26 protein-coding genes are annotated in these 21848 nt (G+C 52.1%); 5 read left to right on the top strand and 21 right to left on the bottom strand.

Going from position 1 to position 21848, the window contains the following annotated elements; genetic code table 11:
* Positions 1–2: 2 nt before the first annotated feature.
* The 9 genes from IM267_RS14240 to IM267_RS14275 all read right to left on the bottom strand — a co-directional run bounded on the left by IM267_RS14240 (position 3) and on the right by IM267_RS14275 (position 6357).
* A complete protein-coding gene (locus IM267_RS14240) occupies positions 3–1664 on the bottom strand; it encodes a terminase large subunit (protein WP_039274460.1) in 1662 nt (553 codons plus the stop codon).
* Positions 1648–2004 (bottom strand): phage terminase small subunit P27 family, encoded by a 357-nt coding sequence (locus tag IM267_RS14245; protein WP_039274462.1) that lies wholly within the window; start codon positions 2002–2004, stop codon positions 1648–1650. Before IM267_RS14245 ends, IM267_RS14240 begins: the two co-directional genes overlap by 17 nt.
* A gap of 128 nt (positions 2005–2132) precedes the next feature.
* Positions 2133–2285 (bottom strand): hypothetical protein, encoded by a 153-nt coding sequence (locus tag IM267_RS21290; RefSeq protein WP_197347195.1) that lies wholly within the window; start codon positions 2283–2285, stop codon positions 2133–2135.
* A complete protein-coding gene (locus IM267_RS14250; protein WP_039274465.1) occupies positions 2278–2721 on the bottom strand; it encodes an HNH endonuclease in 444 nt (147 codons plus the stop codon). Before IM267_RS14250 ends, IM267_RS21290 begins: the two co-directional genes overlap by 8 nt.
* Complete coding sequence (locus IM267_RS14255) at positions 2721–3014, bottom strand: head-tail connector protein (RefSeq protein WP_039274468.1); 294 nt, start codon at positions 3012–3014, stop codon at positions 2721–2723. The genes IM267_RS14250 and IM267_RS14255 overlap by 1 nt, the downstream gene beginning before the upstream one ends.
* On the bottom strand, positions 3007–3345 hold the full coding sequence (locus tag IM267_RS14260; protein ID WP_023304516.1) for a phage head closure protein: 339 nt from the start codon (positions 3343–3345) through the stop codon (positions 3007–3009). Before IM267_RS14260 ends, IM267_RS14255 begins: the two co-directional genes overlap by 8 nt.
* Entirely contained in the window at positions 3342–4577 is a 1236-nt protein-coding gene (locus tag IM267_RS14265; protein WP_039274471.1) for a phage portal protein, read from the bottom strand. The genes IM267_RS14260 and IM267_RS14265 overlap by 4 nt, the downstream gene beginning before the upstream one ends.
* 1 nt (position 4578) lies before the next feature.
* On the bottom strand, positions 4579–5139 hold the full coding sequence (locus IM267_RS14270) for an HK97 family phage prohead protease (RefSeq protein WP_039274474.1): 561 nt from the start codon (positions 5137–5139) through the stop codon (positions 4579–4581).
* 51 nt (positions 5140–5190) lie between these two features.
* Positions 5191–6357 carry a phage major capsid protein gene (locus IM267_RS14275; protein ID WP_039274477.1) on the bottom strand — a complete coding sequence of 389 codons (1167 nt, stop codon included), beginning with the start codon at positions 6355–6357 and terminating at the stop codon, positions 5191–5193.
* Between the two features lie 258 nt (positions 6358–6615).
* Between IM267_RS14275 and IM267_RS14280 the strand changes: the two genes are divergently transcribed.
* A complete protein-coding gene (locus tag IM267_RS14280) occupies positions 6616–7389 on the top strand; it encodes a hypothetical protein (RefSeq protein ID WP_039274480.1) in 774 nt (257 codons plus the stop codon).
* Between the two features lie 631 nt (positions 7390–8020).
* On the opposite strand, the gene IM267_RS14285 is transcribed toward IM267_RS14280, so the two are convergent.
* From IM267_RS14285 to IM267_RS21560, 5 genes are read right to left on the bottom strand one after another with little or no spacing between them, the layout of a single operon-like run.
* A complete protein-coding gene (locus IM267_RS14285) occupies positions 8021–9385 on the bottom strand; it encodes a helicase RepA family protein (RefSeq protein WP_063927086.1) in 1365 nt (454 codons plus the stop codon).
* Positions 9382–9750 (bottom strand): hypothetical protein, encoded by a 369-nt coding sequence (locus tag IM267_RS14290; protein ID WP_039274484.1) that lies wholly within the window; start codon positions 9748–9750, stop codon positions 9382–9384. The genes IM267_RS14285 and IM267_RS14290 overlap by 4 nt, the downstream gene beginning before the upstream one ends.
* Positions 9747–9968: a hypothetical protein gene (locus IM267_RS14295; RefSeq protein WP_006178882.1), complete on the bottom strand. Its 222-nt coding sequence runs from the start codon at positions 9966–9968 to the stop codon at positions 9747–9749. Before IM267_RS14295 ends, IM267_RS14290 begins: the two co-directional genes overlap by 4 nt.
* Positions 9961–10146, bottom strand: a complete 186-nt coding sequence (locus tag IM267_RS14300; protein WP_014072027.1) for a hypothetical protein — start codon at positions 10144–10146, stop codon at positions 9961–9963. The genes IM267_RS14295 and IM267_RS14300 overlap by 8 nt, the downstream gene beginning before the upstream one ends.
* Complete coding sequence (locus IM267_RS21560; RefSeq protein ID WP_341474817.1) at positions 10139–10660, bottom strand: host cell division inhibitor Icd-like protein; 522 nt, start codon at positions 10658–10660, stop codon at positions 10139–10141. Before IM267_RS21560 ends, IM267_RS14300 begins: the two co-directional genes overlap by 8 nt.
* Here IM267_RS21560 and IM267_RS21305 point away from each other — a divergent pair.
* Positions 10545–10841, top strand: a complete 297-nt coding sequence (locus tag IM267_RS21305) for a YlcI/YnfO family protein (protein ID WP_014072029.1) — start codon at positions 10545–10547, stop codon at positions 10839–10841. The genes IM267_RS21560 and IM267_RS21305 overlap by 116 nt on opposite strands.
* Positions 10842–11150: 309 nt before the next feature.
* Here the strand turns inward: IM267_RS21305 and IM267_RS14310 are convergent, their stop codons facing one another.
* From IM267_RS14310 to IM267_RS14325, 4 genes are all read right to left on the bottom strand, one after another.
* Complete coding sequence (locus tag IM267_RS14310) at positions 11151–11930, bottom strand: phage antirepressor KilAC domain-containing protein (protein WP_039274487.1); 780 nt, start codon at positions 11928–11930, stop codon at positions 11151–11153.
* Between the two features lie 8 nt (positions 11931–11938).
* Positions 11939–12148, bottom strand: coding sequence for a helix-turn-helix domain-containing protein (locus tag IM267_RS14315; RefSeq protein ID WP_071882736.1), 210 nt, complete (start codon positions 12146–12148; stop codon positions 11939–11941).
* 142 nt (positions 12149–12290) lie between these two features.
* Positions 12291–13016 (bottom strand): hypothetical protein, encoded by a 726-nt coding sequence (locus tag IM267_RS21310; RefSeq protein WP_226848088.1) that lies wholly within the window; start codon positions 13014–13016, stop codon positions 12291–12293.
* Positions 13013–14434, bottom strand: a complete 1422-nt coding sequence (locus IM267_RS14325; protein ID WP_039274488.1) for an integrase family protein — start codon at positions 14432–14434, stop codon at positions 13013–13015. The genes IM267_RS21310 and IM267_RS14325 overlap by 4 nt, the downstream gene beginning before the upstream one ends.
* A gap of 442 nt (positions 14435–14876) precedes the next feature.
* On the opposite strand from IM267_RS14325, the gene IM267_RS14330 reads away from it, so the two are divergent.
* Entirely contained in the window at positions 14877–15449 is a 573-nt protein-coding gene (locus IM267_RS14330) for a serine acetyltransferase (RefSeq protein WP_193033630.1), read from the top strand.
* Between the two features lie 212 nt (positions 15450–15661).
* On the top strand, positions 15662–16831 hold the full coding sequence (locus tag IM267_RS14335) for a DNA repair protein (RefSeq protein ID WP_193033631.1): 1170 nt from the start codon (positions 15662–15664) through the stop codon (positions 16829–16831).
* On the opposite strand, the gene IM267_RS14340 is transcribed toward IM267_RS14335, so the two are convergent.
* The gene (locus IM267_RS14340; RefSeq protein WP_193033632.1) at positions 16832–17596 is read right to left on the bottom strand and encodes a siderophore-interacting protein; all 765 of its coding nucleotides are present in this window, start codon (positions 17594–17596) and stop codon (positions 16832–16834) included. It abuts the gene before it with no gap.
* A 145-nt stretch (positions 17597–17741) separates the two neighbouring features.
* On the opposite strand from IM267_RS14340, the gene IM267_RS14345 reads away from it, so the two are divergent.
* Positions 17742–18236, top strand: coding sequence for a PadR family transcriptional regulator (locus IM267_RS14345; protein ID WP_193033633.1), 495 nt, complete (start codon positions 17742–17744; stop codon positions 18234–18236).
* Here IM267_RS14345 and IM267_RS14350 read toward each other — a convergent pair.
* Positions 18233–19792, bottom strand: a complete 1560-nt coding sequence (locus IM267_RS14350) for a methyl-accepting chemotaxis protein (RefSeq protein ID WP_193033634.1) — start codon at positions 19790–19792, stop codon at positions 18233–18235. The two genes, IM267_RS14345 and IM267_RS14350, sit on opposite strands and share 4 nt — an antisense overlap.
* Positions 19793–20032: 240 nt before the next feature.
* Entirely contained in the window at positions 20033–21553 is a 1521-nt protein-coding gene (locus IM267_RS14355) for a PAS domain-containing methyl-accepting chemotaxis protein (protein ID WP_193033635.1), read from the bottom strand.
* Positions 21554–21848: the final 295 nt, after the last annotated feature.

Below are 21848 nucleotides of genomic sequence, written 5' to 3' on the forward strand. Positions count from 1 at the left end.
TGTCAGATACCGTTAAATGTCGCCAGCCGTTGTTTATGGCTGTCGCTCATATCGAAAGCAAAATCCTCATGCTCAGCCTGGAATGTGCCGAATGCCATTAGTGCAGAGACCGCCGGGTCTATCTTGTTGGAGGATTTCTTTTTATTGGGCTTAATGTTGGCGTTAGCGTCGGACTCCATCACCACGTTACCAATCGCCCAGGCCAGAACCGGATCGCCACGGTGGCGCACCACTCTGCGATTAACGAACACCTCAAAGGATTTCGCTACCGGACTGAATTTGAGATAGGTTTGCGGGAATGGCTCCACATCAAGCCCCGCCCCCTGCAGCTGGGTGCGCAGATGCGTGGCGTTCCACGTATCGAAACCCACCAGCCTGATATTGAAGGTTTCAGCGTCGCGCAGAATATCGTCACGGATGCGGTCATAGTCGATACAGTCGCCGGGGGTGGTGCGTATCCAGCCCGCTTTCACCCACTGGCGGTAGATGGCGCGGTTTTTGTTGGCGACGTTAAGTAGCTGGGCTTCCGGCAGATAATGACGGGTCAGCAGGCGGATCTCCCTGTCGAACGGGAACGCGTAGCTCACGCTGGTGATGTCGCTGGTAGAGGACAGGTCAAATCCGGCGTAGCACTCCATTCCGGCGAGGTCTTTTTCTTCGTAGTCGAGTTGGCAGGCATCCCATGCGCCGGCACCCATCCACGGAGTGGAACCCTGACACCAGATATTGAAACGTTTGGTCAGCATTTCGACCCACTGCGACGGTATGCCCCGCGCTTTCTGGATAGTGGACTCCAGTTTCGCCGCGTCAACGGACACATGCAGGTTAGGGTTAGCCTTGATCCACATTTCCGGCTGCTCAACCTCGCTTTCGTCGTCCAGCTCGTAGATCAGGACAAACAGCGAATCGTTGCTCTCTTCCCCGGCCAGAATCTGGCAGCAGTAGTCATAGTGCTGTTTACAGGCAGAGACAACGTTACTCCCGGCGGTCGTGATGGCGAACAAAATCGCCTCAGGACGTGCGCCCATACCCAGCTCAAGTGCGGAATAAACGCCGTTATCCGGGTGAAGGTGGTATTCATCGACAATTGCCAGGCTGGGGTTAGTTCCTTCAATGGTGGCCGCTTTCGCCGCCAGCGGCTTTAACAGGCTGTTGCTCTTCGGGAAAATGACCTTATGCGCCTGAATATTGACGCGCTTTTTCAGCGGTTTTGACAGCAGGCACATCTGGCGGGCATCGTCGAACACGATTCGGGCCTGATCCCGGCTCACCGCCGCCGTGTAGATATCCTGCTGGCCCTTTTCCATCACCAGAAACCAGTTAGCCAGCATGGCGGCCACAGTGGATTTAGCATTCTTGCGTGGAACCTCAATGAAGGCGCTGCTGTATTTCCGGCGTCCTGACTCCCTGACCTTAAAGCCCAGCAGGTTAGCAAAGGCGAACTGTTGCCACGGTTCCAGCTCGATAGGCTGGCCCCGGAGCGGGCCTTTGACGTGCGGACAGAGCCGGGAGAACGCAATAAACCGTTCTACGGTCGCCGTATCGAACTCAAAACGGGGGTCATTCAGGTCTGAAAAGTACCTTTCAACGGCCTGTTTTACGCGCTTACAGGCCGGAATTTCACCGGATTTAATGGCGTTTGCGTAATCATTCCAGACGGTCAAGATCGTCCTCCTCTTCCGTTTCTATCGGATTACGGCGGCGGCTTACCGGATCAAAGCCCAGCAGCGACGACATTTTTATGAGAATTTTTTCGGCATCCGCTTTTGCGCTCAGTGCCGGGTTACGGCTCTCACCGCCCTGGCTGTTCACAATGCTGAACCCCCGCGTGGCAAGGTCTTCCACGGCTTTGCGGTACATCGAGTAGTTGACGCAGTACAGCTCAAGATTGTTCCAGTCGGCAGGCGTCAGATCCCCGCGCTCCGCCAGCTGCTTCGCCTTTGCTTTCCACTGCTGCGCCGCGATTTCATCAAGGTAGGCGGGCGGTTTGGGTGGTCTTGCCATAACTTACTGTTTTCCTGTCTGTTTTATTTTCAAAAAAATTACCGTGCGTAAAAATTTGAGGGGGCGGGTGGTTCCTCGCCCGGAGGGGTTTGTCCTAAAAACCTCCCCCACCCCGTCCATGCGCACTGTCAGCGGTTGCGGAAGCATTCCATAAGCTCCCGGTCACGCTGGCTCATGCGCTTTGCTACGGGCTTCGTGCGCGCTCTCTGTCTGGCTGGTTGCCATGCCTCGCGCTGCTTTATCAGCCCACTAATCAGGCGCTGCTGTTCCTGCTCAGTCATTGTTTGCCTCATAGATCCAGTCGGTGCGATGACGTGCTGCTTCCTCCTGCTCACGGAACTTACCGGCTTTACGCTGCTGCTTAGTCACCGGGTCTGTTGTAGTTGTCTTCCGGCCATGACAGGCAGCACATAACGACTGGTGATTACTGGCGGGCCAGAACAGCACATCGGCCTCACCCTCGATAGGGATGATGTGATCGACGATAGTTGCCGATGTATAGACGCCAGCCTTGAGACAGTGGACACACAGCGGATTAGCTTTCAGAAAATGACGACGGTATTCGCCCCAGCGGTTGGAGTAACCACGCTCTGTTCGTGTACCTCTTCGGCTGTCGCTTTGTCGGCGGGCATCCCGCTTATGCTCATCACACTTGCCGGACTTCACCCGCTTATTACATCCCGGCTCAGTGCACCGGCGCATTGGTTGCCACGGCATCAGTACACCCCGACATCTCGGTAGACAGACCACAACGCAGAGACAGCCATCGGTATCTCTTTGGCGTCGGTATCACCAATCATCGTGCGGTACTCGTACAGCTGAGAGACGTACATCAGACAGCCGATCTTGATAGCAGGGGTGAACTCCAGACCGTTATCAAATCGCTTACCGATATGCTTCTGGCAGACCTCCAGCGCCGCTTCTATGTACGCCTGTATCAGTGTGTCTTCATAATCATCATCAATACGGCAATGCAGCTTTGCTTCTTCGAGTTCGATTAACTCACTCATTGAAAATGCCTCCCTTACACAGCAGCTCAAGCCGGGTGTGATCCACATCAGGAATGACGGCCACGATGCCGTAAACCTGCCCCCTGACGTTTGGCGAGCGGTACAGAATGCGGTTTGCGGTGGTGATATCGTCGCGGTAGCGCGTCCAGATTCGCACAGTGGCTTCGGAGTAAAGCGCCCCGGAAGACATGCGCTCACGCCCGCTGATAGCACGAATTTCAGCCCAGACGGTGGCAAGGTCAGCCCATTCATAGATAACCTGACCAGTCGGGTCGCGGTGAGATTCAGACTTTTGAAAGGTAACGCGGCGTTTCATCTTTCCGGCTCTCATTCGTCACCTTCCTTACCGTCTTTGCTGATCTTCACTTCCTGCTTCCATGCCTGGCTGAATTCGTCACCACCTTCACGCGGCGGCATCCCCTCACGTTCACGGGCTTCGTTCGGGTTCATAATCCCGTTCTTAATGCCGCGCTCATAAGTGGCGTAGCGTTCGGTTGGCGTGGCGCGGAGAAGGTCAGCGGAGTCAAACTCCACCTGATAGCGGGTTCCCGGAACCGGAGAGGCCACCAGCAGCGCAGATTTGATTTGTTGTTCGAAGTTCGCCAGCCACGGGCGCATCGTCATGGTGAGGAATGCGCGGCTCGCTTCACTAAAGTTGCTGTAGGTGCTGTTGCTGTATTCCTGGAGGAAAATAGGCGACACGTTGAACATGCGGGCAATGTCTTCGATGGTGAAGCGACGGGAGGCCAGCCATTCAGCATCCTGATTGCTCATGCCAAGCTGCTTGTAGTCCATCCCCCCTTCAAGGATCGGCGTTTTCCCGGCGTTTTTGGCCCCTTTGTAGCGCTCCAGAGCATCCATTGCCTGTTTGCCCTTCACGCTGTCGAGCCACTCTTTAGTGATCACCACACCCGCCGCCATCATGCCATCTTTCATAATGCTGGCACCGTGGCGCTGCTGGGCCAGCCCTAACCCCAGCGCCTCACGGCAGACGGTGATAGGCGAACGCCCCAGAAAACCATCATCGGTGGAGTAACGCAGGTGCAGAATCTCTTCCTGTAGATAGGTGCGCACAGCCCCGGTAAACGGCTCTGTAACGGTGTATTTGTACTTATGCTGGCCGATACGCTCAGGAACAACCGCCCCCGGAGCATACGGGTGCAGGGATTGCGGCTGACCGTCGCGGCCCCACTGGATCACCGCATAGGCGTTACCATTCAGCAGACAATGGCGCATCATCGTGCGTTTAAACTGATAAGGCGTCTGGCAGTCGTTCGGCTGCTCGTTCAGCAGAAAATCCACCGGATGATTACTCAGCCATTCTCGCGCCTCACGACCATTATCATTACGGACGCGGTAGAGATAGCAGGGCATTGTTGCCACCGCCTCACTGATAACTGATACGGCGTTCATGACCGCCGGCAGAGATTCCGCAGTACCCGCAGACACATACTCGCCTGATCCGGTATTTGGAATCCCTGCCATCGCCAGCCACTCATCAATGGTCATACTGCGCTGTTCGGAGGGTTCAGACTTACGGCCAAACGGCCAGATATTCCACATATCAAAGCCCCGCTAATTCAGCCCAGCGGCGACGGTTATCGCCAGCGCGGCGCAGTTCAGGATGTTGGGAGAAAAGCGAACGGTGCGCGATTTCCACGCCAGACTCAGGATAAGCAGGTATAGAGGTAACGGTAATCTCCCGCAGTTCGGCAGCGGTAACAGTGCGCAGGTATGGAGACTGAGCAATATCCCACGCCTCTTTCAGCGCACGAAAACCGAAGCTCATGCCAGAGATATCCCCGCGCTCCACCAGCTCCAGCACATCGTTGCCAAGCTGGGTATTCGGCGGGGTCAGCTCGAAGCGCAGCCCGGTATCGTCTTCGGACAGCACCAGCGTGCCGGATTTGGTGCGGCCCAGCAGCTGGGTATAGTTATGCTCGTACAGCGCACGCACATCGCTACCGGATGCCAGGCTGTCTTTAAACGCTCCCGGCGCAAACTGCTCGCGGAACTCGTCCCAGATAATTTCTGAGAGACTGTTCCAGCGCACGGCATAGCCCACCAGCTTTTTGTTGCTGGCGCTCACTTCGGAGGTACGGATTTCAAAATCGATGGTTTTCATTACTGGACTCCACAGAGGGCAAAAAGGGGCCGCAGCCCCTTAAACGTCAAATCAGGAACCGGAGCCGGAAAGCTCAAGCACCTTGATGGCGTTGGAGTCCACCACGCCGCCGCCCAGGTATTTATCGGTATGCACCTTGTAGAAACCCGGTTCGGTGATGTTGTCAGGGCGGGTACGCACGCCAGTGGTGTGATCCACGATGAAATAGCCGCGCTTGAAGTCGCCTACCGCGAGGAATGCTTTACCTGCCTCCGCATCCGGCATGGTTTCCAGATACTGCACAGGACGGCCCAGCAGCGTATCGGGAGAACCGGCAACCAGACGATCGCGCCAGATGTAATCCCCGTTGCCGTTTTTCAGCTTTTGCAGTTTGGCTGCGGTGTTGGAGTTCATCACCCATACGGCGTTTTTGCGGTATTTGGCTTTCAGCTTATACAGCAGGTCGATCAGGCCATCAGAGGAAACGTCAGCCGCTTCCATCTTCTCCAACGTGCCGAACGGACGGGTTTTATCGGCAGTGGCCGCGCGAGGGTAAGACAGGAAGCCTTTGGATTTTTTATCACCGTCGCCGTTCACAAAGTCGCTTTCTTCGGTAGCGGTGAAGGTGTCGGCGATTTCAGAAGACAGCCAGCCCAGAATATCCACCTCGGAGAAGTCGAGAATCTCCTGAGTGGTTTTCGGGTAGGCGTAGATCGGGTTGAGTTTGATATCAACGCGCTCCATCTTCGGCGTACTGGTTTCGGTACGTGCCTCACCTTCGGTACCGCGATGAACGGTAGTGCCGCCCACAGATACCAGCTTCTGGTATTCGTTGGTTTTGGTGGTCTTCACCGTTGCGATCGAGCGCATCACGCTATCATCCTGCAACTGGCGCATGATCTCTTTGTCCAGCTCAGGGATAACGGTATAACCGCCGTCAGCCTGCACCAGCGTGGAGAGAGAGCGGGTATCACCGGTCATGATGTAGTGGCGCAGCTCGTCGTTGCTTACTGGCTCACCTTCAACGGAAGTACCTGGCAGATTGCGCTGATCGTCGGCGACGGCTTCAAGACGGGTGATTTCAACTTCAAGCGCATCAGCCTGGGCGCGGAGTTCATCGAACTTTTTGCCCTCTTCTTCGTTCAGGCTGCGCTTTTCGGTGTCGGCTTTGTCCAGCATGGAACGCATCTGTGTTTTGAGTGCGGCTTTCTGCTGGCGTAATTCGAGTAGTTTCTTCATGGAGTGGTTTCCGTAACAATTAACGTTGAGACGTGAAACCAGCGCTTGGAGGGGAGGCCGTTAAATCTTTTTCTGCCTCTCGCAGGCTGTACTCGCTACAGCTTGACTTAACGGCCAGTGGCGGCTCACGTCTGAGTGCCACTCTTCAAGATATACATGAGAATATTAAATAAAACCCCCTCTTGAGTAAGAAGGAGGAAGGAGTAGAATCAGGTATAAGTAATTTACAATTCTCTCCAAATTGATACGGGTGTGTGGATGCAGGGATATAAAGAGTTTTTAGAATCCTTACAAAAAATGACTGACGTTCGGTTGAATATCGCTATATTGCTGACTTGCTTAGCCGCTATCATCTTATCTTCACCAGACCATTTCATTTTAGATCCAGTTCCCAAATTGATTCCACAAAGTTTAATCCTAATAACTTCAATTCGCTTGGTGTTTTCTGTCATTAATACTATACACACTATGATATCCAAGAAAATAGAGAAACAAAAATTAGAAGCACAAGCTCTAAGTGAAAAACAAAACAAAGAGCGTGAAAAAGAATTGCTAAAAGATAAAATTAGTTCTTCCATTGATGAACTGGATGTCTTTCAACTTTACATAATAAAAAAACTAATTGGCAAAAATAATGCTTCACATGCTAAAGGTGCTACGTTGTTTTCTTTATGCAATTTAAATATCACCTATGTTGTTGCAACAGGAGAACGCTCACAGAGTGTGGCGTTAACAAGTATCGCAAAAGATATACTTGAGAAAAAATTCAATAATGACATTTCTCAATTGGAAAAAAACGCTGCAACCAGAGCGTTTAATGCCATGGCTGAAAAGGAAATATCTTCATTTAAATTACTTTTAGAAAAAGATGTCACAAAAACAACATGGACAGATCGCAATGGAAGATTACATTACTCACCTAGCGAATATATTTTTAGAAATTTCAGTGATTCCATCATCTTTGAACAGCCGCAAAAAGGCTATGAATATACATTAAACTCTAATTTAAGAAGCATACTTGAAAAGTATTGATAGATAGCCGCCAACAAGCGGCCATCTTTCATCACTTGCGGTTAGGATGACATTTTGTCACTAATGCTTTGTAAGTATTCAATCAACGTTTCCAATTGTTCCCGGTTTGTAGTCAAGATCTCCTCTGATAAAGTGCTTCGCAGAAAGTCATGGTGATCGATCCAGAAGAATGCCCCATCAGACAAGGCCTTTCGGTATTCCTCTGTGCTCATCGTGTCCAGGTCATGCAGCCCGTATTGGTCCTTGTGAGTTTTAATATCCTGTATTGTGATTGGCATAAAATCTCCTTAATGAATTTTTTCGCCGCGTTCCGGCATATCTTTACCATATTTAAGCGACATCTGGAGTCGGTTTAATACCTCCTCCGCTTGAGCCATGACCCTTTGCCAGATCGATAGTCGTTTTTATAATTCCCTTGCTTACTCCTGATTTGTCCATGATGCCGCACTTAGCGCCGCGTTTAGCAATGCCGCACTTAGCGCCGCACCAGTTTTCTCAAAAAATTACGCAAACCCAGTAATGACGGGGGTTTCAGTGAAATGCCGCACTTAGCGCGTGTATACAGGGACTAAGAGCGGCATTTGGTCATAAAACATACTAAATGCCGCACGTGCCGCACTTACCGCCGCATTTACTCGACTGTTACTGGGTAAAGGTTCTCACCCTCGATGCGAATGATTTGCTCACTCTCCAGCTTGTCCAGCCAGCGCGGGAATGACTTTCTCACTTTGTCTGCACCCAGCGTTGCACGTAGATCGTCTTTAATGACGGAGATAGTGCATGGCTCCCCCTTAGCTGTGCGGCTGCGTACTGCCTGCCATAGTGCATGGTGGTTATCGCTAAGACGGGAGACATTGGCCAGTTCAGGCTCAACCTCTTTAGCCTCTCTCGGCTGATCGTGCACAACCAGAGAGCAAACAAGCTCACCATCTTCATCGGTGTAAAGCTCTGCCGTTCTCAGGTCATACGCTTTACGCTCTGGCTCCTCCGCGTCTTTCATCTTGGTACAGGTCAGAATAAGCGCCTTTCCATCCCCTTCACGCTTAACGTTAAATTCAGTATCAAGCGCAGCACGGAAAGCACTGGAACCGCGAGCGCCTTTCCCTTCATCCTTGCCGGAGTGGTGAACTACCAGCACCGTTGCACCCGTTTTCTGTTTGATAACGTCACACCCCTCAATAAACGCCCCCATATCACGAGCATCGTTCTCGTCATTCCCCCCAAAACAACGGGCCAGCGTATCGATCACCACCATGCGAACCGGCACACCACATTCGACTTCAATCTGCCTGGCAGCCAGAAGAACTTCTGTGACCTCTGACTCACGCACAGGGAACACCGGACGATTGACCAGCCAGAGGTTGTCTGCCTGTGTGCCGTGCGCCTGCTCCCAAGCCTTTATACGCCGGGGAACGCCTACGCCCCCCTCACCAACCACATACAGCACCGCGCCGGGAGTGACCTTCTTCCCCGCCCATGGAAGACCCGCAGCGATGTGACAGGCCCACGATACGGCAAGAAAACTCTTATACGAACCGCTTGGGCCGTAAATGCTGCACAGAGACTGAGCTGGAAGAAAGTGTTTAAGGATATAGTCCTGACGGATATCAAAGCCCTCAGAACCGCGAGAGAGAGGCAGCTTTGTCCTGAACTTTGCTCCAGCATCAGGGAAGACGCGGTGAATGCGCTGCACGTCAGACAGCATGGCATTCATTTCCCCTTCGCCTATCTCTTCCACCAGCACAGAACGCCGCGCGGTAATCATTTGTTTGCGGTCCGTGTCGAGATACCCGGCATCACAAAGCTCCTCATACGGCATTGCTGCTATCTGGTTGAGGCGAGCCACCAGCTTTCCGTAACGGGTAGTGGGGTCCTTATGCTGGTGGAGGGCTTTATCCAAATCGCTGCGACTGTACTGCTTGCCATGCGCCCATAGATATGAACAGGTGAACAAGGCATCAGATACAGTTTCTACAGCTGTCAGTTGTACCGTCATTTTGGTATGCCTCCGCTCATCTGGAATTTGCCGATCAGAGGATGGAACCAGTACGCAGAGCCATATTTGCGCTTAGCACTGCGCAACACCAGCCGCGCCGCTTCCCTGAACTTTTCATCAGGCGCAACGAACCCGCCAGATTTCAGCTTAACCAGCATCACCCCTGTGTTTTTCGCCAGCTCCTCAGCCTTTTTGGTTGAGATACCGTATTCAGCGGCCAGTGTTGCTACTGGCGTCATACCCGGAGGGATTTCTCCTCCCTGACTATCGGTGAGTGACTTAATCTGTGCCTCAAGATGCAAAATCTTTTCAACCAGCAGATCAACGCGGTTAGCCAGCTCGTTGAATTTCACGTTACTGATCATTTGCGTTCCCCTTCAGCTGGAAGGACGAATGACTTATCCAAAGCGTTAGCCAGATCATCAGCTAAGCGCGATGCAATATCCATTAAAGCCATCAGGTGGATGCGCTTCTTTTCATCGTTAGCTATAGCTACAAAAGCTGCACACGAAAGAAGAGCCGAAACCTCTTGAGCAGTGGTCAATAAGTCCTGATCGCTCTTGTAGGTATAAAGGTTATCCATTGATCGCCCCCTTTGAATTCTGCTCTATCATGCTTGCCGCCAGTTGATCCGATACTCGTCTGGCCAGGCTGATTAGGTTTTCACGCTCTACCTGATCAACGTCGCACTCTTCGACAACCATCAACAACGCAGCCAGTTCACAGGCTATTGACGCACTTTTATTGGTTAATTCACGCATGGCGTACCTCCACAACCTGAAAGACATGGAATGGGAGGCGAGCAGCAAAAATGAGGTTTACCCCCGGCATAGTGTTGCGGGCTTCCTGTTCGCTGGATGCGTTGACGTAGATCACCAATGGTTTGGCGGTAGGGTAGCGCTCAGAAGCGGAGAGAAATCTCCATGTAAATTCCGGGCGAGTTTGGGTAGACTTCTTGAAAGCCATAGCTGTTACCTCAGATAACGGTTTGGTTAGAGGCCCGTTGGTGTTGGTAGCGCCAGCGGGCTTCGTCTTTTCTGTACCCTGATTATCAATCAAGGTGTAAGTAACTTTATTTTTAGGTGGCTTACATGTCAATGCTTTTGTGTAAGACTGATTCTGTGTATATTGTCTTACACCAGCATACGGAGGATTGCAGATGGCTACAGGCCCCAAAAACACGAAGTCACAATCATTAACCGCCCGCATCCCACACGATGTCATAGAGGGAATGGAGTCCGTCAAACGGAACGACGAAAGCAATGCAGCGTTCATCGTAGCCGCCATGCGCGGGGAGATCGCCCGACGCCAAGCAGAAGGAAACGGGGAAAATATCCTTGTTTCTTCCCTCGATACGCTAGCGCAGGTAGAAAAGATTGGAGTCAAAGCCTCCGAAGAGATCGGACAACTTATCAGCGTTGTTCGTGACGAACTCCAGCGCAGGAAGGCCAAGTAAGCAGACAAGGAGTGATACCCGATATCTTGATAACGGTCGAAACTACGGGATTTTCCCGGGGTATGCTGCATTGCAGTACACCCGGCACTCTGTTCCAGTTCTCCCGAAGTTTCGGGAGATTGGGTATGCGGCAATGCCGTACACCTTAAACAGCCCAATTTCTGGGTAGTTTCACGTAACCTCGCCAATGGCGCAGTTCCTGCAATCACAGGAGCGCTCAGGCTTTGACCACCAGCATTAACCCTGGTATCCTGACTTTGCTTGATTTTTTCGTAGTGGCATTGGCAGCTCTGCAAAGCTGCCTTTGTTTTATTTAGCGTCAGCATTCGGCACCTCCGGCAATACACCATCAGCGATCAGTTTCTTCGTTAACCACTGCTCACCCTTCCCCGTCAGCATCGTTGTGAATGAGGCTCTTACCTCGCCATTCGTTTCATACGTTCCCTGGCGTACGGCAAAATAACCGCTATCGATATAACGCTGCATAGGTAAGTTGTGGCGCTGGCCGCCATTGATGAGTATTCCATGTTGCCTCATCCAGCCGAATAATTTGATGGGGCCAAGCCCTACGGCTTTGGCATAGTTGGGAATGGAAATACCCTTGCTGATCTCCGCCACGCGATCAGCAAAATCAACTTTTGGCGCAGCGGCCAGCAGCCGGTTTTCAAGTTCACTTGCCTTTTCTGCCAGATCAGCAGCAAGGCGCAGGGCGTCCGGTAACGTCTGCGGGATATTAGCGGCGGCTTTTGCCTGACGTTCGCAGTTGATGAAGTAGCGGCGAACCTCCCGCCCTTTTTCGTTGCGCTCAACCATTGCCAGCTCTTTACCCATGTCGATGGTGATCAGGTAATCATGTGCAATTTGTTGGCGGTATTTTGAGCTCCCCGAAACGGGGGCGCTCAAATTTTCTACCACAGTAAAATCTACGCCAGCAGTAAAACCATACTGGCTGATGCGTCCTTTTATCCATGTGGTGAAATCACGCCCAACGCCAAGAAAAGAATGAAGACGTTTTGCGCTCACAAGCGCGGCTGGTTGCCCGTCGATACTTCCCGCTGTAACCGGGATAAGCTCTGGTAATTTTCCCATGCTGATTCTCAGGCTGTTTGCGTGCGACGGGTTGATGCCAGATAGCTATCGAGATCTGACCTCATGTAGATAACCTTGCGACCAACCTTATGGTGTGGAATTTCCACCTTTCCGGTATGAGCCCAATTAGCTAGAGTTTGAGAATTAACACCAAGATAAGCGGCCGCTTCTGCACGGGTAAGGCGCTCTAACGAGAAAGGAGAATTGACTAACTTCATATTTATCACCGTGTATTAATGGTTAACAGCGGTGATAAATATCCATGATAGGGTAGCGAATTATCAGCCCAATAACAGGCTACTGGTTCTCAACTGCCGGATGCGACAACACAATAACCAGTAACGCCCCCCCAGCAGCCAGCTATTGGGGGAATACTAATTCAAGTCGTGTATATTTTTCTGGTTTTGGGGGCCTCAATCCAGAGAGGGAGATCCAGTTATCTAATGCGTTACGACTTACCTTGCCATGATAATGAGCAGCCAAGGCATCAAGCAGCGCTGTTTTTGCACCACAAGGATATTTTTCCCAAGTTAGTTTAATGACTTCAATAACCTCTGAATAATATGGGCTACGGGGTCTTTTCGCCTTTTCTCTCTGAGCATCTGAAATCGCCTTTTGCGCTATTTCATTAAACTCCCTAATGGATATTTCGTCACTAAAAACACCTTCCATTAGCAATTTAATGCCAATTCTTGCAAGATTATCACCGTTATTCTTCATTCCTAAAAAATGTAACGCAAGCGCAGCATTCAATGCTGTTATTCCATCACCTGATAATGGTATATCGGTTAAAAATGGTGTTTGTTTTTCATCCATATACAACAATGTGTTGATTGACTGGTCATCCACCCCAGTTTTAGCGCTCTCAATTCCAATAAAATAGAGAAATTCTTCAATGGGATTATCAGAGCATTCGAAATAATGAATTATATTGTTAACCATATTTCGCGCCAAGCTTGCAGAGGTATCATTCTTAAATCCATAGCGCAAGGTTGAAATAGCCGTAGAATCAGCACCATCAATAAAAAGCTCGTTTATAAACGTAGCCACAATTGTAGCTCTAATACTCATTTCACCATGAGTCATAGCTTAAAGCCCTTTTTATCATTTGATATTGCGAAGATTAATTTTCTTTTCTCTTCTTCGCTCAGATTCGCCAAAGCAGACATTAATTGAGTATTAATATCTTTTTTACTTTCAATCAACCCAGCATATTCAAGTATTGCTCGTTCTATTCTTGAAGCTGGCTCCATAAGTTCATCAGCACTGAAATGAAGATAGCCCTGGGTAACATCAGCGCTTCTCATCGTTCGGTGGTTGAGCAGGCGTTTCAGGATATAATTACCAACCCCCACCAGCTCAGCAACGGTGCCGAAAGTTCGGCGGCCGTCATGCCATTTGAAAGGGATAGGCTTTAGCAGGTCTGGGTTTGGTTCTGGTACGGTGGCAGCACTTATGCGATCGATAATGTGCCTGTACTCTTTAATTACTCCCTTATCACCAGGAAAAACCAATAATCCATCTGCCGCTTTCATCTTGGCTCGGCGGCGAAATAATTTCAGTAGAGTTTCAGTAATGGGGAGTTCAAGCGGATCGCCGTTTTTTGTGGTATCAATCCAAAAATATCGGCCTCCAAGATTAACTCTATCCCAACTAAGCTCTAAAATTTCAGACTTACGCAGTCCGGTAAAAATAGCCATTTCCACAGCATCACAAACCGCCGCTGCTATATCATCGCGCCCCTGTTCGGCAAACTCTCGCACGGACGATAAGGCGCTAAACCATCTGCCAAGCTCATTGGTGCGGATACGTTCAGTCTTCCTCACGGTACCATGCCATTTGCGCTTTGTGCTCAGTACCATTGTAGGCGGGTCCGGAAGAAGCGTTTTCCCTTCCTCGTCACGGTAATGATCGTGCGCGAAGCGGTATATAGCACGAAGCACCCTAGCCCAGAGATCGGCCTGTGCTTTACTGCCGGTTCCAACCCCTGCGCGTAGCGTTGATTTATCAGCACCAAACCACACAGAACCATCAGTAACGGCTTTGTGTCTGGTTTCCACCCGTTCACGGCTGATAGAGGCGATTGGTTGTTTCATCCAGTCACCAGAGAAATTTTGCAGGATGGAACGATACTGTTTTGCTGTATCGGCGCTTAACCGTTCATCACGGCTTTTGATATAGGTGTCCAGCGCATCATTAAGCGTAACCAAAGCCTTCTCATTAATGCGCTTTTCGACGTTAGGGTTTCTGCCTGTAGTGGCTACGTCTCCCAGCAGTTCGAGAGCCTTTGCCCTGGCATTATCAATAGTAAGATCGGGAAATCTGCCTAAGGTGGCCCGTATAAATTTGCCATTACGCTTTCTGGAGATACAGAAGCTCTTCGCGCCACTTATCCCCACCCGGAGCCGTAGTCCGTTAACAACGGTATCACCATACTCCACCTGACCACGTTCCGCAGGTGGCAGACTTTCGAGTTTTGCTTTCGTGAATTTGAATGTTTCCACAACCCCCCCTTACCAAGCGATCAGGGTATCCTGAGAATCGCTTGTTTTGCTCTAGGATACCTATAGGATACCGCAAACGAGTATTTTAGAGTATTTCTGGTTATTTATACAGTAAATTAAAAATCATTAAGTAACTGAAAATTATAGATAAGTATTTTTAGGTAAGAAGTTGCGTCCTAACTCATAATCGCTTGGTCGCTGGTTCAAGTCCAGCAGGGGCCACCAAATTTTAGCTTTAGAATCATCCAGTTAAGCCACTCCCGCGAGTGGCTTTTTTGTTACTTAATGCATGGGTGAGGCAAAAGTGTCGCACAAAAGTAAGAGTGCTCCCTCCCCTCAAGATTATGACAAGCCCTCTCCACATAACTACTACGCCAAAAAGTTGCTTTCCGTAGACTTTTGACTTTAAATTCCCGCGACAAATGAAAGGGAAAGATAAGTAATGGATAAACAAGCCAGATCAACTCATTTACATGAATGCTTACGTCAGGAAGTAATGATGAGTTCTAAGACATTTTCGTGGTTCAGTGTGCTGCATAAAGCTATCAAATGCCCGGATCGCCGCTTCCACTTCTGGTGGCGCATCGCGTCGCACTGGCATCGCTCGGGCAACAAGTTCCTGAAAAAACGAGCCGCTAAATTAAACAGAAACCTCATTTTCAAATATGGAACTGAGATTCAGTTGGGGGCGCACATCGGACCCGGCATGGTGATTACTCATCATCACGGGATTGTAATAAATGGTTCGGCTGTAATAGGTCATTCTCTCCGGATAAGACAAAACATCACGATTGGCATTACCGGCGCGAATGTTAATAAAGGACCAATATCCATTGTAATTGGCAACAACGTCAGTATTGGTGCGGGTTCCTGCATCATCGCAGATAAGATTCGCATCGGTGACAACGTTGTAATCGGCGCTATGTCATTTGTGAACAAAGACATTCCCAGCAACACCACCGTCTATAGCGAAAAGACTTTGCATGTCATGTCTAACAAATTACATGCAGCATGAGCAGACACTGCTACACATTTCAGTCGAATGAAAGCCCCTCGCCTGCCCGTGTAGCTCCCTCAGCCGGCTGACCCCTGAGGTTCCCCTTCACAACCCCTAAAAACTAAAGAAATCCCCCATCGCGCCGATCATCATCCGTGTGTATTATTTCCTGTAGCGTTGACCACAACTACCCTTAACTCAAATACTTAAGCGCCAGAGCGAAAGGCATCATGAGCACACCGATCAAACGGCTAGAAATCATTAAAAATGCCATTGAGCTGGAAGATGACGACATCATCCAGAGCCAGCTGAAACGCCTCAAAGATGAAGCCTTTGACGATGATCTCCTGTCCATCGTCGCGGCGCTTGAGCAGCAAAACTACACCGCTGCCATCCGTGCTATCACCACCTGGCTGCAAAGCCAGCGTGCCGTTGCCCCGTGGCGCGATCCGCAGCTGGCGGCCAGCAAGCTGGAGCTGAAAGCCCTGGAGGAGCGCCTGCGTGACCTGATTGACCGCCGTAACGCCCGGGTGCAGCAGCTTGATGAGTTCAACGATCTCTATTTTTCGCGCCTCGGGCCGCTGATGCAGCAGATCCTCGTCCTGCGTAAAACGCTGGCGGAGCTAAACCTGCGTCGTCAGCAGGCGGAGGCGCGTCGCCGGGAAGAGGATTACCGCCGCTGCCAGCGCTATATGGCGCAGGCCGTAGAGGTTCTGTCGACGCTCACCCAGCGCTGGCAAGAACTGCCTGCGGATTCCGTTCAGGCGGCAGAGGCGCGCAAGCATCTTCAGCAGCAAAGTCATCTGATTGCCACCCTGCTGGCCGAAGCGCAGGAGCTGGAGACCGGACTAACGCGTGAAGAAGAGCCGGCGCGTCAGGCGCGCGATGAGGCCAACGAAGAGTACAGGAAGTATCGCGAACAGCATCATGATGCCGAAGCGCGCCTGCGTAAAGGCAAGGCTCTTTCTGAAGAGGATCGGAACGAACTGAAGCGGCTCTGGCGCCAGGCGAGCAAGCTATGCCACCCGGATCTGGTTGCCGATGACTTAAAAGAAGAAGCCAACCGGATGATGGTGCAACTCAACCAGGCCAAACAGCGCGGCGACGTGAAGGCCATACGCTCGCTGGTCGCCCGTCTGCAACACGGGTTCGAACCGATGATGGCGAGCGACAGGCTGAACGACCTGGAACGTATTCGTAAAAAGATGGCGCAGGTGCGTGAGCAAATCGACGCCCTGGTGAGCGAACTGGCAGAGCTGGAGAAGGAAGAATCCTGGCTGCTCGTCTCGTCGCTCAGCAATATGGAAGCCTACTTTGCCCAGCAGGAGAAAGCGCTGAAAGAGGTATGCGCCTCGCTCGAACATCAGGTGAGCGAAGCGCAGCTGGATCCCGCCGCCTGACTACTTTGCGTGCCAGTACGCGCTGGCACGCACCAGCTGCGGGTCAATCGCATCGGTTTCAAACTGACGGCTCAGGGTTTTCACCACCTTTCCCTCTCCGGTCAGCCAGATAAAGTAGTCCTCTTCCGGCACGGTCAGCGCGGCCAGTTGCTCCGCCACCGCCTGCTCGCTGTGGCCGATAACCCAGGTGATGTTGAACTCGCTCAGGTGCGCCAGGTAGTCTTTATACGACGCATCGCCCACGGTGACGATGGCGTGGATCGCCGGGCGAACCGGCAGTTTTGCGATGCCTTCCAGACGACGGCGCAGCGCGGGCATGCCCGACTCGTCGCACACGTACAGCTGCCAGGCATAATCTTCCGGCACCACCAGCGAACCGCGCGGACCGCCGATGGTCAGCTTGTCGCCCGCCTTCGCCTCTACCGCCCAGTTGCTGGCAATGCCGCCATCATGAACGAAGAAATCGAGCACCAGCTCATTTTTTTCGTCATTGTACAGCGGAGTGTAGTCACGCGCCTGCGGGCGCACGCCGTCGCCCCAATTAATGCCTTCATCGGTGACGACAGGCGGCACGAAGGTCGTGCCCGGTGCCGGGAAAAAGACTTTGGTATGGTCGTCAAAGCCGCGTGAGCTAAAGCCCTCCAGCGCCTCGCCGCCTAACACAATGCGCTGAAATCCTGGGCTGACGCGCCCGGCGCGGAGCACGTTCAGCTCGCGAAAACGCAGGTCGTTGCGGACACGTTGAGGGTAACGGGTAGATGCCATGGTGATGCCCTTCTCAGGTGAATACGATATATCGGAATAAATTTTTAATGATAATGATTGCTATTAACTCAGAAATCAAGATTTTTTAGATTGCATCTGAATATATCTAAGATATAGTTTAGATATATCAAATTAAGGAAAAAACATGCGACACGAACACGACGGCGGCGGACGCCGGCCACGATTTTTTGGCCATGGCGATTTACGGCTGGTGATCCTGGACATCCTGACGCGCAGCGCGAGCCACGGTTACGAGCTGATTAAGGAGATCGAGAACCTGACGCAGGGTCATTACACGCCAAGCCCCGGGGTGATTTACCCGACGCTGGATTATTTGCAGGATCAGGCGCTGATCGCCATTACCGAAGAAGAGAACGGCCGTAAGCGGATTGCGATTAAAGCCGCCGGAGAGCAGTGGCTGGAAGCTAACCGGGAACAGCTGGAGCAGATCCAGACGCGTATCAAGGCGCGTTCCGTCGGGTTCCAGCTGCGCAAGAACCCGCAGATGAAGCGGGCTTTAGATAACTTCAAAGCGGTGCTGGATCTGAAGGTGAACCAGGGAGAGCTCAGCGACGCGCAGCTCAAACAGATTATCGGCGTGATTGACCGCGCGGCGCTGGAGATCTCCCAGCTGGATTAAGCCAGCACGCCGTCGCTCACGCGGAACACGCGCACCAGCTCTTTCAGGTGCATCGCCTGTTCGTTCAGGGATGCCGCCGCCGCAACAGACTCCTCCACCAGCGCGGAGTTCTGCTGGGTGGTGGCGTCTATCAGGCCAATCGCGCTGTTGATCTGCGAGATGCCTTCCGTCTGCTCGTGGCTGGCCTGGCGGATTTCACGCAGGATAACGTCCATCTCCTCCACGTTACCGACCATCCCGTTGATAAGCCCGCTGGCTTTCTCCACAAGGTTCATGCCGTCCTGCGTCTGGCTTGTCGAACTTTCGATCAGCTGGCGGATCTCACTTGCGGATGTCGCACTCTTCTGCGCGAGCTGGCGTACTTCGCCCGCCACCACCGCAAAACCACGGCCATGCTCACCCGCCCGGGCCGCTTCGACCGCCGCATTGAGCGCCAGAATGTTCGTCTGGAAGGCAATCGCATCGATCAGGTCGATAATGTCGGACATCCGGTTCGATGTTTCGTTAATCAGGCGCATTTTGCTGGTAACCTGCTTCATCATCTCCCCGTTGTTTTTCACCACCGCAGCCGCATCGGCAGACAGGTTGGTCGCTTCCCCGGTGTGCGAGGCGGTGTTCTTCACCGTGGCGGTGATCTGCTCCATCGACGCCGCCGTCTGTTCAACAGAACTGGCCTGCTCCTCCGTGCGCGCGGCCAGATCCTGATTGCCGGCGACAATCTGCGCGGCGGCGCTGGAGATGTTTTCCGACCCGGTCTGCACCTGCTGCACAATCTCCAGCAGGCGCGTTTTCATCTCCATCAGTGCGGTAAGAAGCAGTCCGGTTTCATCTTTACCGTGCGAGGTAATGCTGCGCGTCAGATCGCCATCGGCTATGGCTTGTGCAAAATTCACCGCGTCGTTCAGCGGTCGCGTAATGGATCGCACAATGAGCCAGCCAATCAGGCTGGCTGCCGCGACGCTGAACAGCGTAATCACGATCAGCAGGAGACGATTGGTGCGGAAATCGCCTTCCACCTGCACGCCCGCGCTCTGCATTGCCCGGTCCTGGATCGCAATCAGCGCCTGCACTTTCGCTTTGTAGGACTGTTGCAGGTTCAGGGTGTTGGTCATCATCTCGTTTATGGCAGCCGCACGGTCGTTATTTTGCACGGCCTGCAAAATGCGATAGCGTGAGTCGAGATATTGCTGACGTACGCCGCGGATATCCGCCAGCGCCTGTTGAGATTTCTTATCCTTGAGAGCGTTGTCCAGCTCGCTCAGGATTGCGGTGATGCGCTCGCTGATGGCCTTCAGGCGCTGCTCTGACTGCGTCGTGTACGTCCCCTGTTCGTCCAGCAGCATAAGCTGCTGTGTGCTTATAAATTCCTGGAAGTTGTCGATTAGCTGGTTCGCTTTAACCGTGGTTGGATAGTCGCTGGTAAGGATGGTTTGCATTCCATTGTTTGCCCGATTCAGGCTCATCAGAGACAAACTTGCGCTGACGACCATCAGGACAATAAATAATCCAAACGCCAGAAATAATTTCGTGCCGATCTTTACGTCATGTATGAACATATTTACCCCATCGATGTGATTATTTCTCAGACGATCGCTGTTATCGGAAGAAAACTTGCTAACTTTATGACTTTGATCGTTTTTTTCTTTTTCACTCGTAAGAAAGTCGGGGCGCAAGAATTAAAAATCGGCAGGTTTTTTTAGTTACTTAATATTTCATTAACAACATAACTTATACTGAAAAACAAAAAAGCCGTTTACCCCCGGGGGAATAAACGGCTTTTTCGAAGCAGGCATTTCTTAATGCAGCACGGTAACCGCATCTTCAAGGCGTCCGGCCCGATGCTTAACCATCGCGGAAATCTGTGCGCTCTCTTCGACCAGGTCCGCATTTTTTTGCGTAATGCTGTCCAGCTCCGCCACGGCACGCGTCAGCTCGGTCAATCCCGTGGCCTGCTCGGAGGTGGCATGGCTGATCTGCGCGATAAGCTGCGTGACGTTTTTCACCTGCTCGACAATATCATCCATCGTACGACCCGCAGCGTGTACCTGACTGGCGCCGGACTGCACTTTGCTGGCGCTGGCGTCGATCAGCTTGCGAATATCGTTCGCCGCATTCGCGCTGCGGCTGGCAAGATGGCGCACTTCGCCTGCCACCACCGCAAAGCCTTTCCCCTGCTCGCCCGCGCGGGCCGCCTCAACCGCAGCGTTCAGCGCCAGAATATTGGTCTGGAAGGCGATATCGTTGATAAGAGACGTAATTGAGCCAATGCGCTGGGTACTGTCGGCAATGTCATCCATGGTTTTCACCACGGTCTGCATCACGGTGCCTCCCTGCGTGGCCGCGCTGCTGGCGGCCATCGACAGCTTGTCGACTTCGGCTGCGGTCTCAGAGTTGCTCTGCACCGACGCCGCCATCTGGTTCATCGTGGCCACGGTCTGCTGCACGTTCGCCACGGTCTGGCGCGTGCGGTCGTTGAGATCTTCATTGCCCTGCGCCAGCCTGTCGCTACCGTCACGCACGCTCACGACCTGGCTGGACACGTCGTTGATCAGCCAGCAGCACATCAGCCCCAGCTGTCCGACGGCCCGCAGCGTCAGGCCCAGCTCGTCGCTGCGGTTAAGATGCTGAACGCTGTTACGCTCTCCGGTGGCGACCTTCAGCGCCTGGCGCGCCACGTTTTCAACCGGGCGGACGATCTGCTGTTCAAACACCAGGGTGCCAAGCAGCATCACCACAGCCGCCGCTACCAGCGACGTCCATCCCGCAGCACTGGCAACCAGCGTTGCGGCCATCACCGCAAACAGTACCGCCATTACGCTACGCACGCGCCAGCGCAGCGGCATCGCCGGTAATTTACCGAGCCAGCCTTTGCGCACCACCAGCCCTTTATGAATGCGTTTTTTGCAGCGTCCTTCGTTGAGCGCCTTGTAAAGCGGCTCCACCGCAGCTATCTCCTCCTCCGTGGCGCGAGTACGAATCGACATATAGCCTGTCTTCTGGCCATTACGCACCATCGGTACCGCATTCGCGCGTACCCAATAGTGATCGCCATTTTTACGTCGGTTTTTGACAATCCCGCTCCAGGGCTCGCCTTTTTGCAGCGTGTACCACATGTCGGCAAAAGCCGCTTTCGGCATATCCGGATGGCGCACGATATTGTGCGGCTGCCCAAGCAGCTCCTGGAGCGTAAAGCCGCTCACCTGCACAAAGGTGTCGTTAGTGTGGGTCATGTAGCTGTGGAGGTCGGTGGTCGACATAAGCGTGGTGTCATCGTCCAGCGGATATTCATTCTGGGTGACATAGTCAGGAGAGGACATAGTGAGCATCCCTTGCAGGTTATTTGAATGTTAATTTTGTGGCTTATGTTTTTTCGGCGATAAAAAATTTATCTTTAGTTGTTAAATATGATTGAGATCGCAAATTCGGGTTAAACCGCACTTTTCGTACGTTTTTCTAATTAATTGATTTAAAATACTTTCGTAATGAAACTACCCACAAAGCATGATCCTGTAATGCACCCTTACGTCGCATTCCCTGCCCTGGAGCAGTGCAATTGCTGAAACCTCATCACCGACCCGTTATCCCTTATTCCGTGCGGCGCGCAATGGCATG

Origin of the sequence: Enterobacter cloacae complex sp. P15RS, assembly GCF_014895905.1 — a bacterium.
Taxonomy (GTDB): domain Bacteria; phylum Pseudomonadota; class Gammaproteobacteria; order Enterobacterales; family Enterobacteriaceae; genus Enterobacter; species Enterobacter quasihormaechei.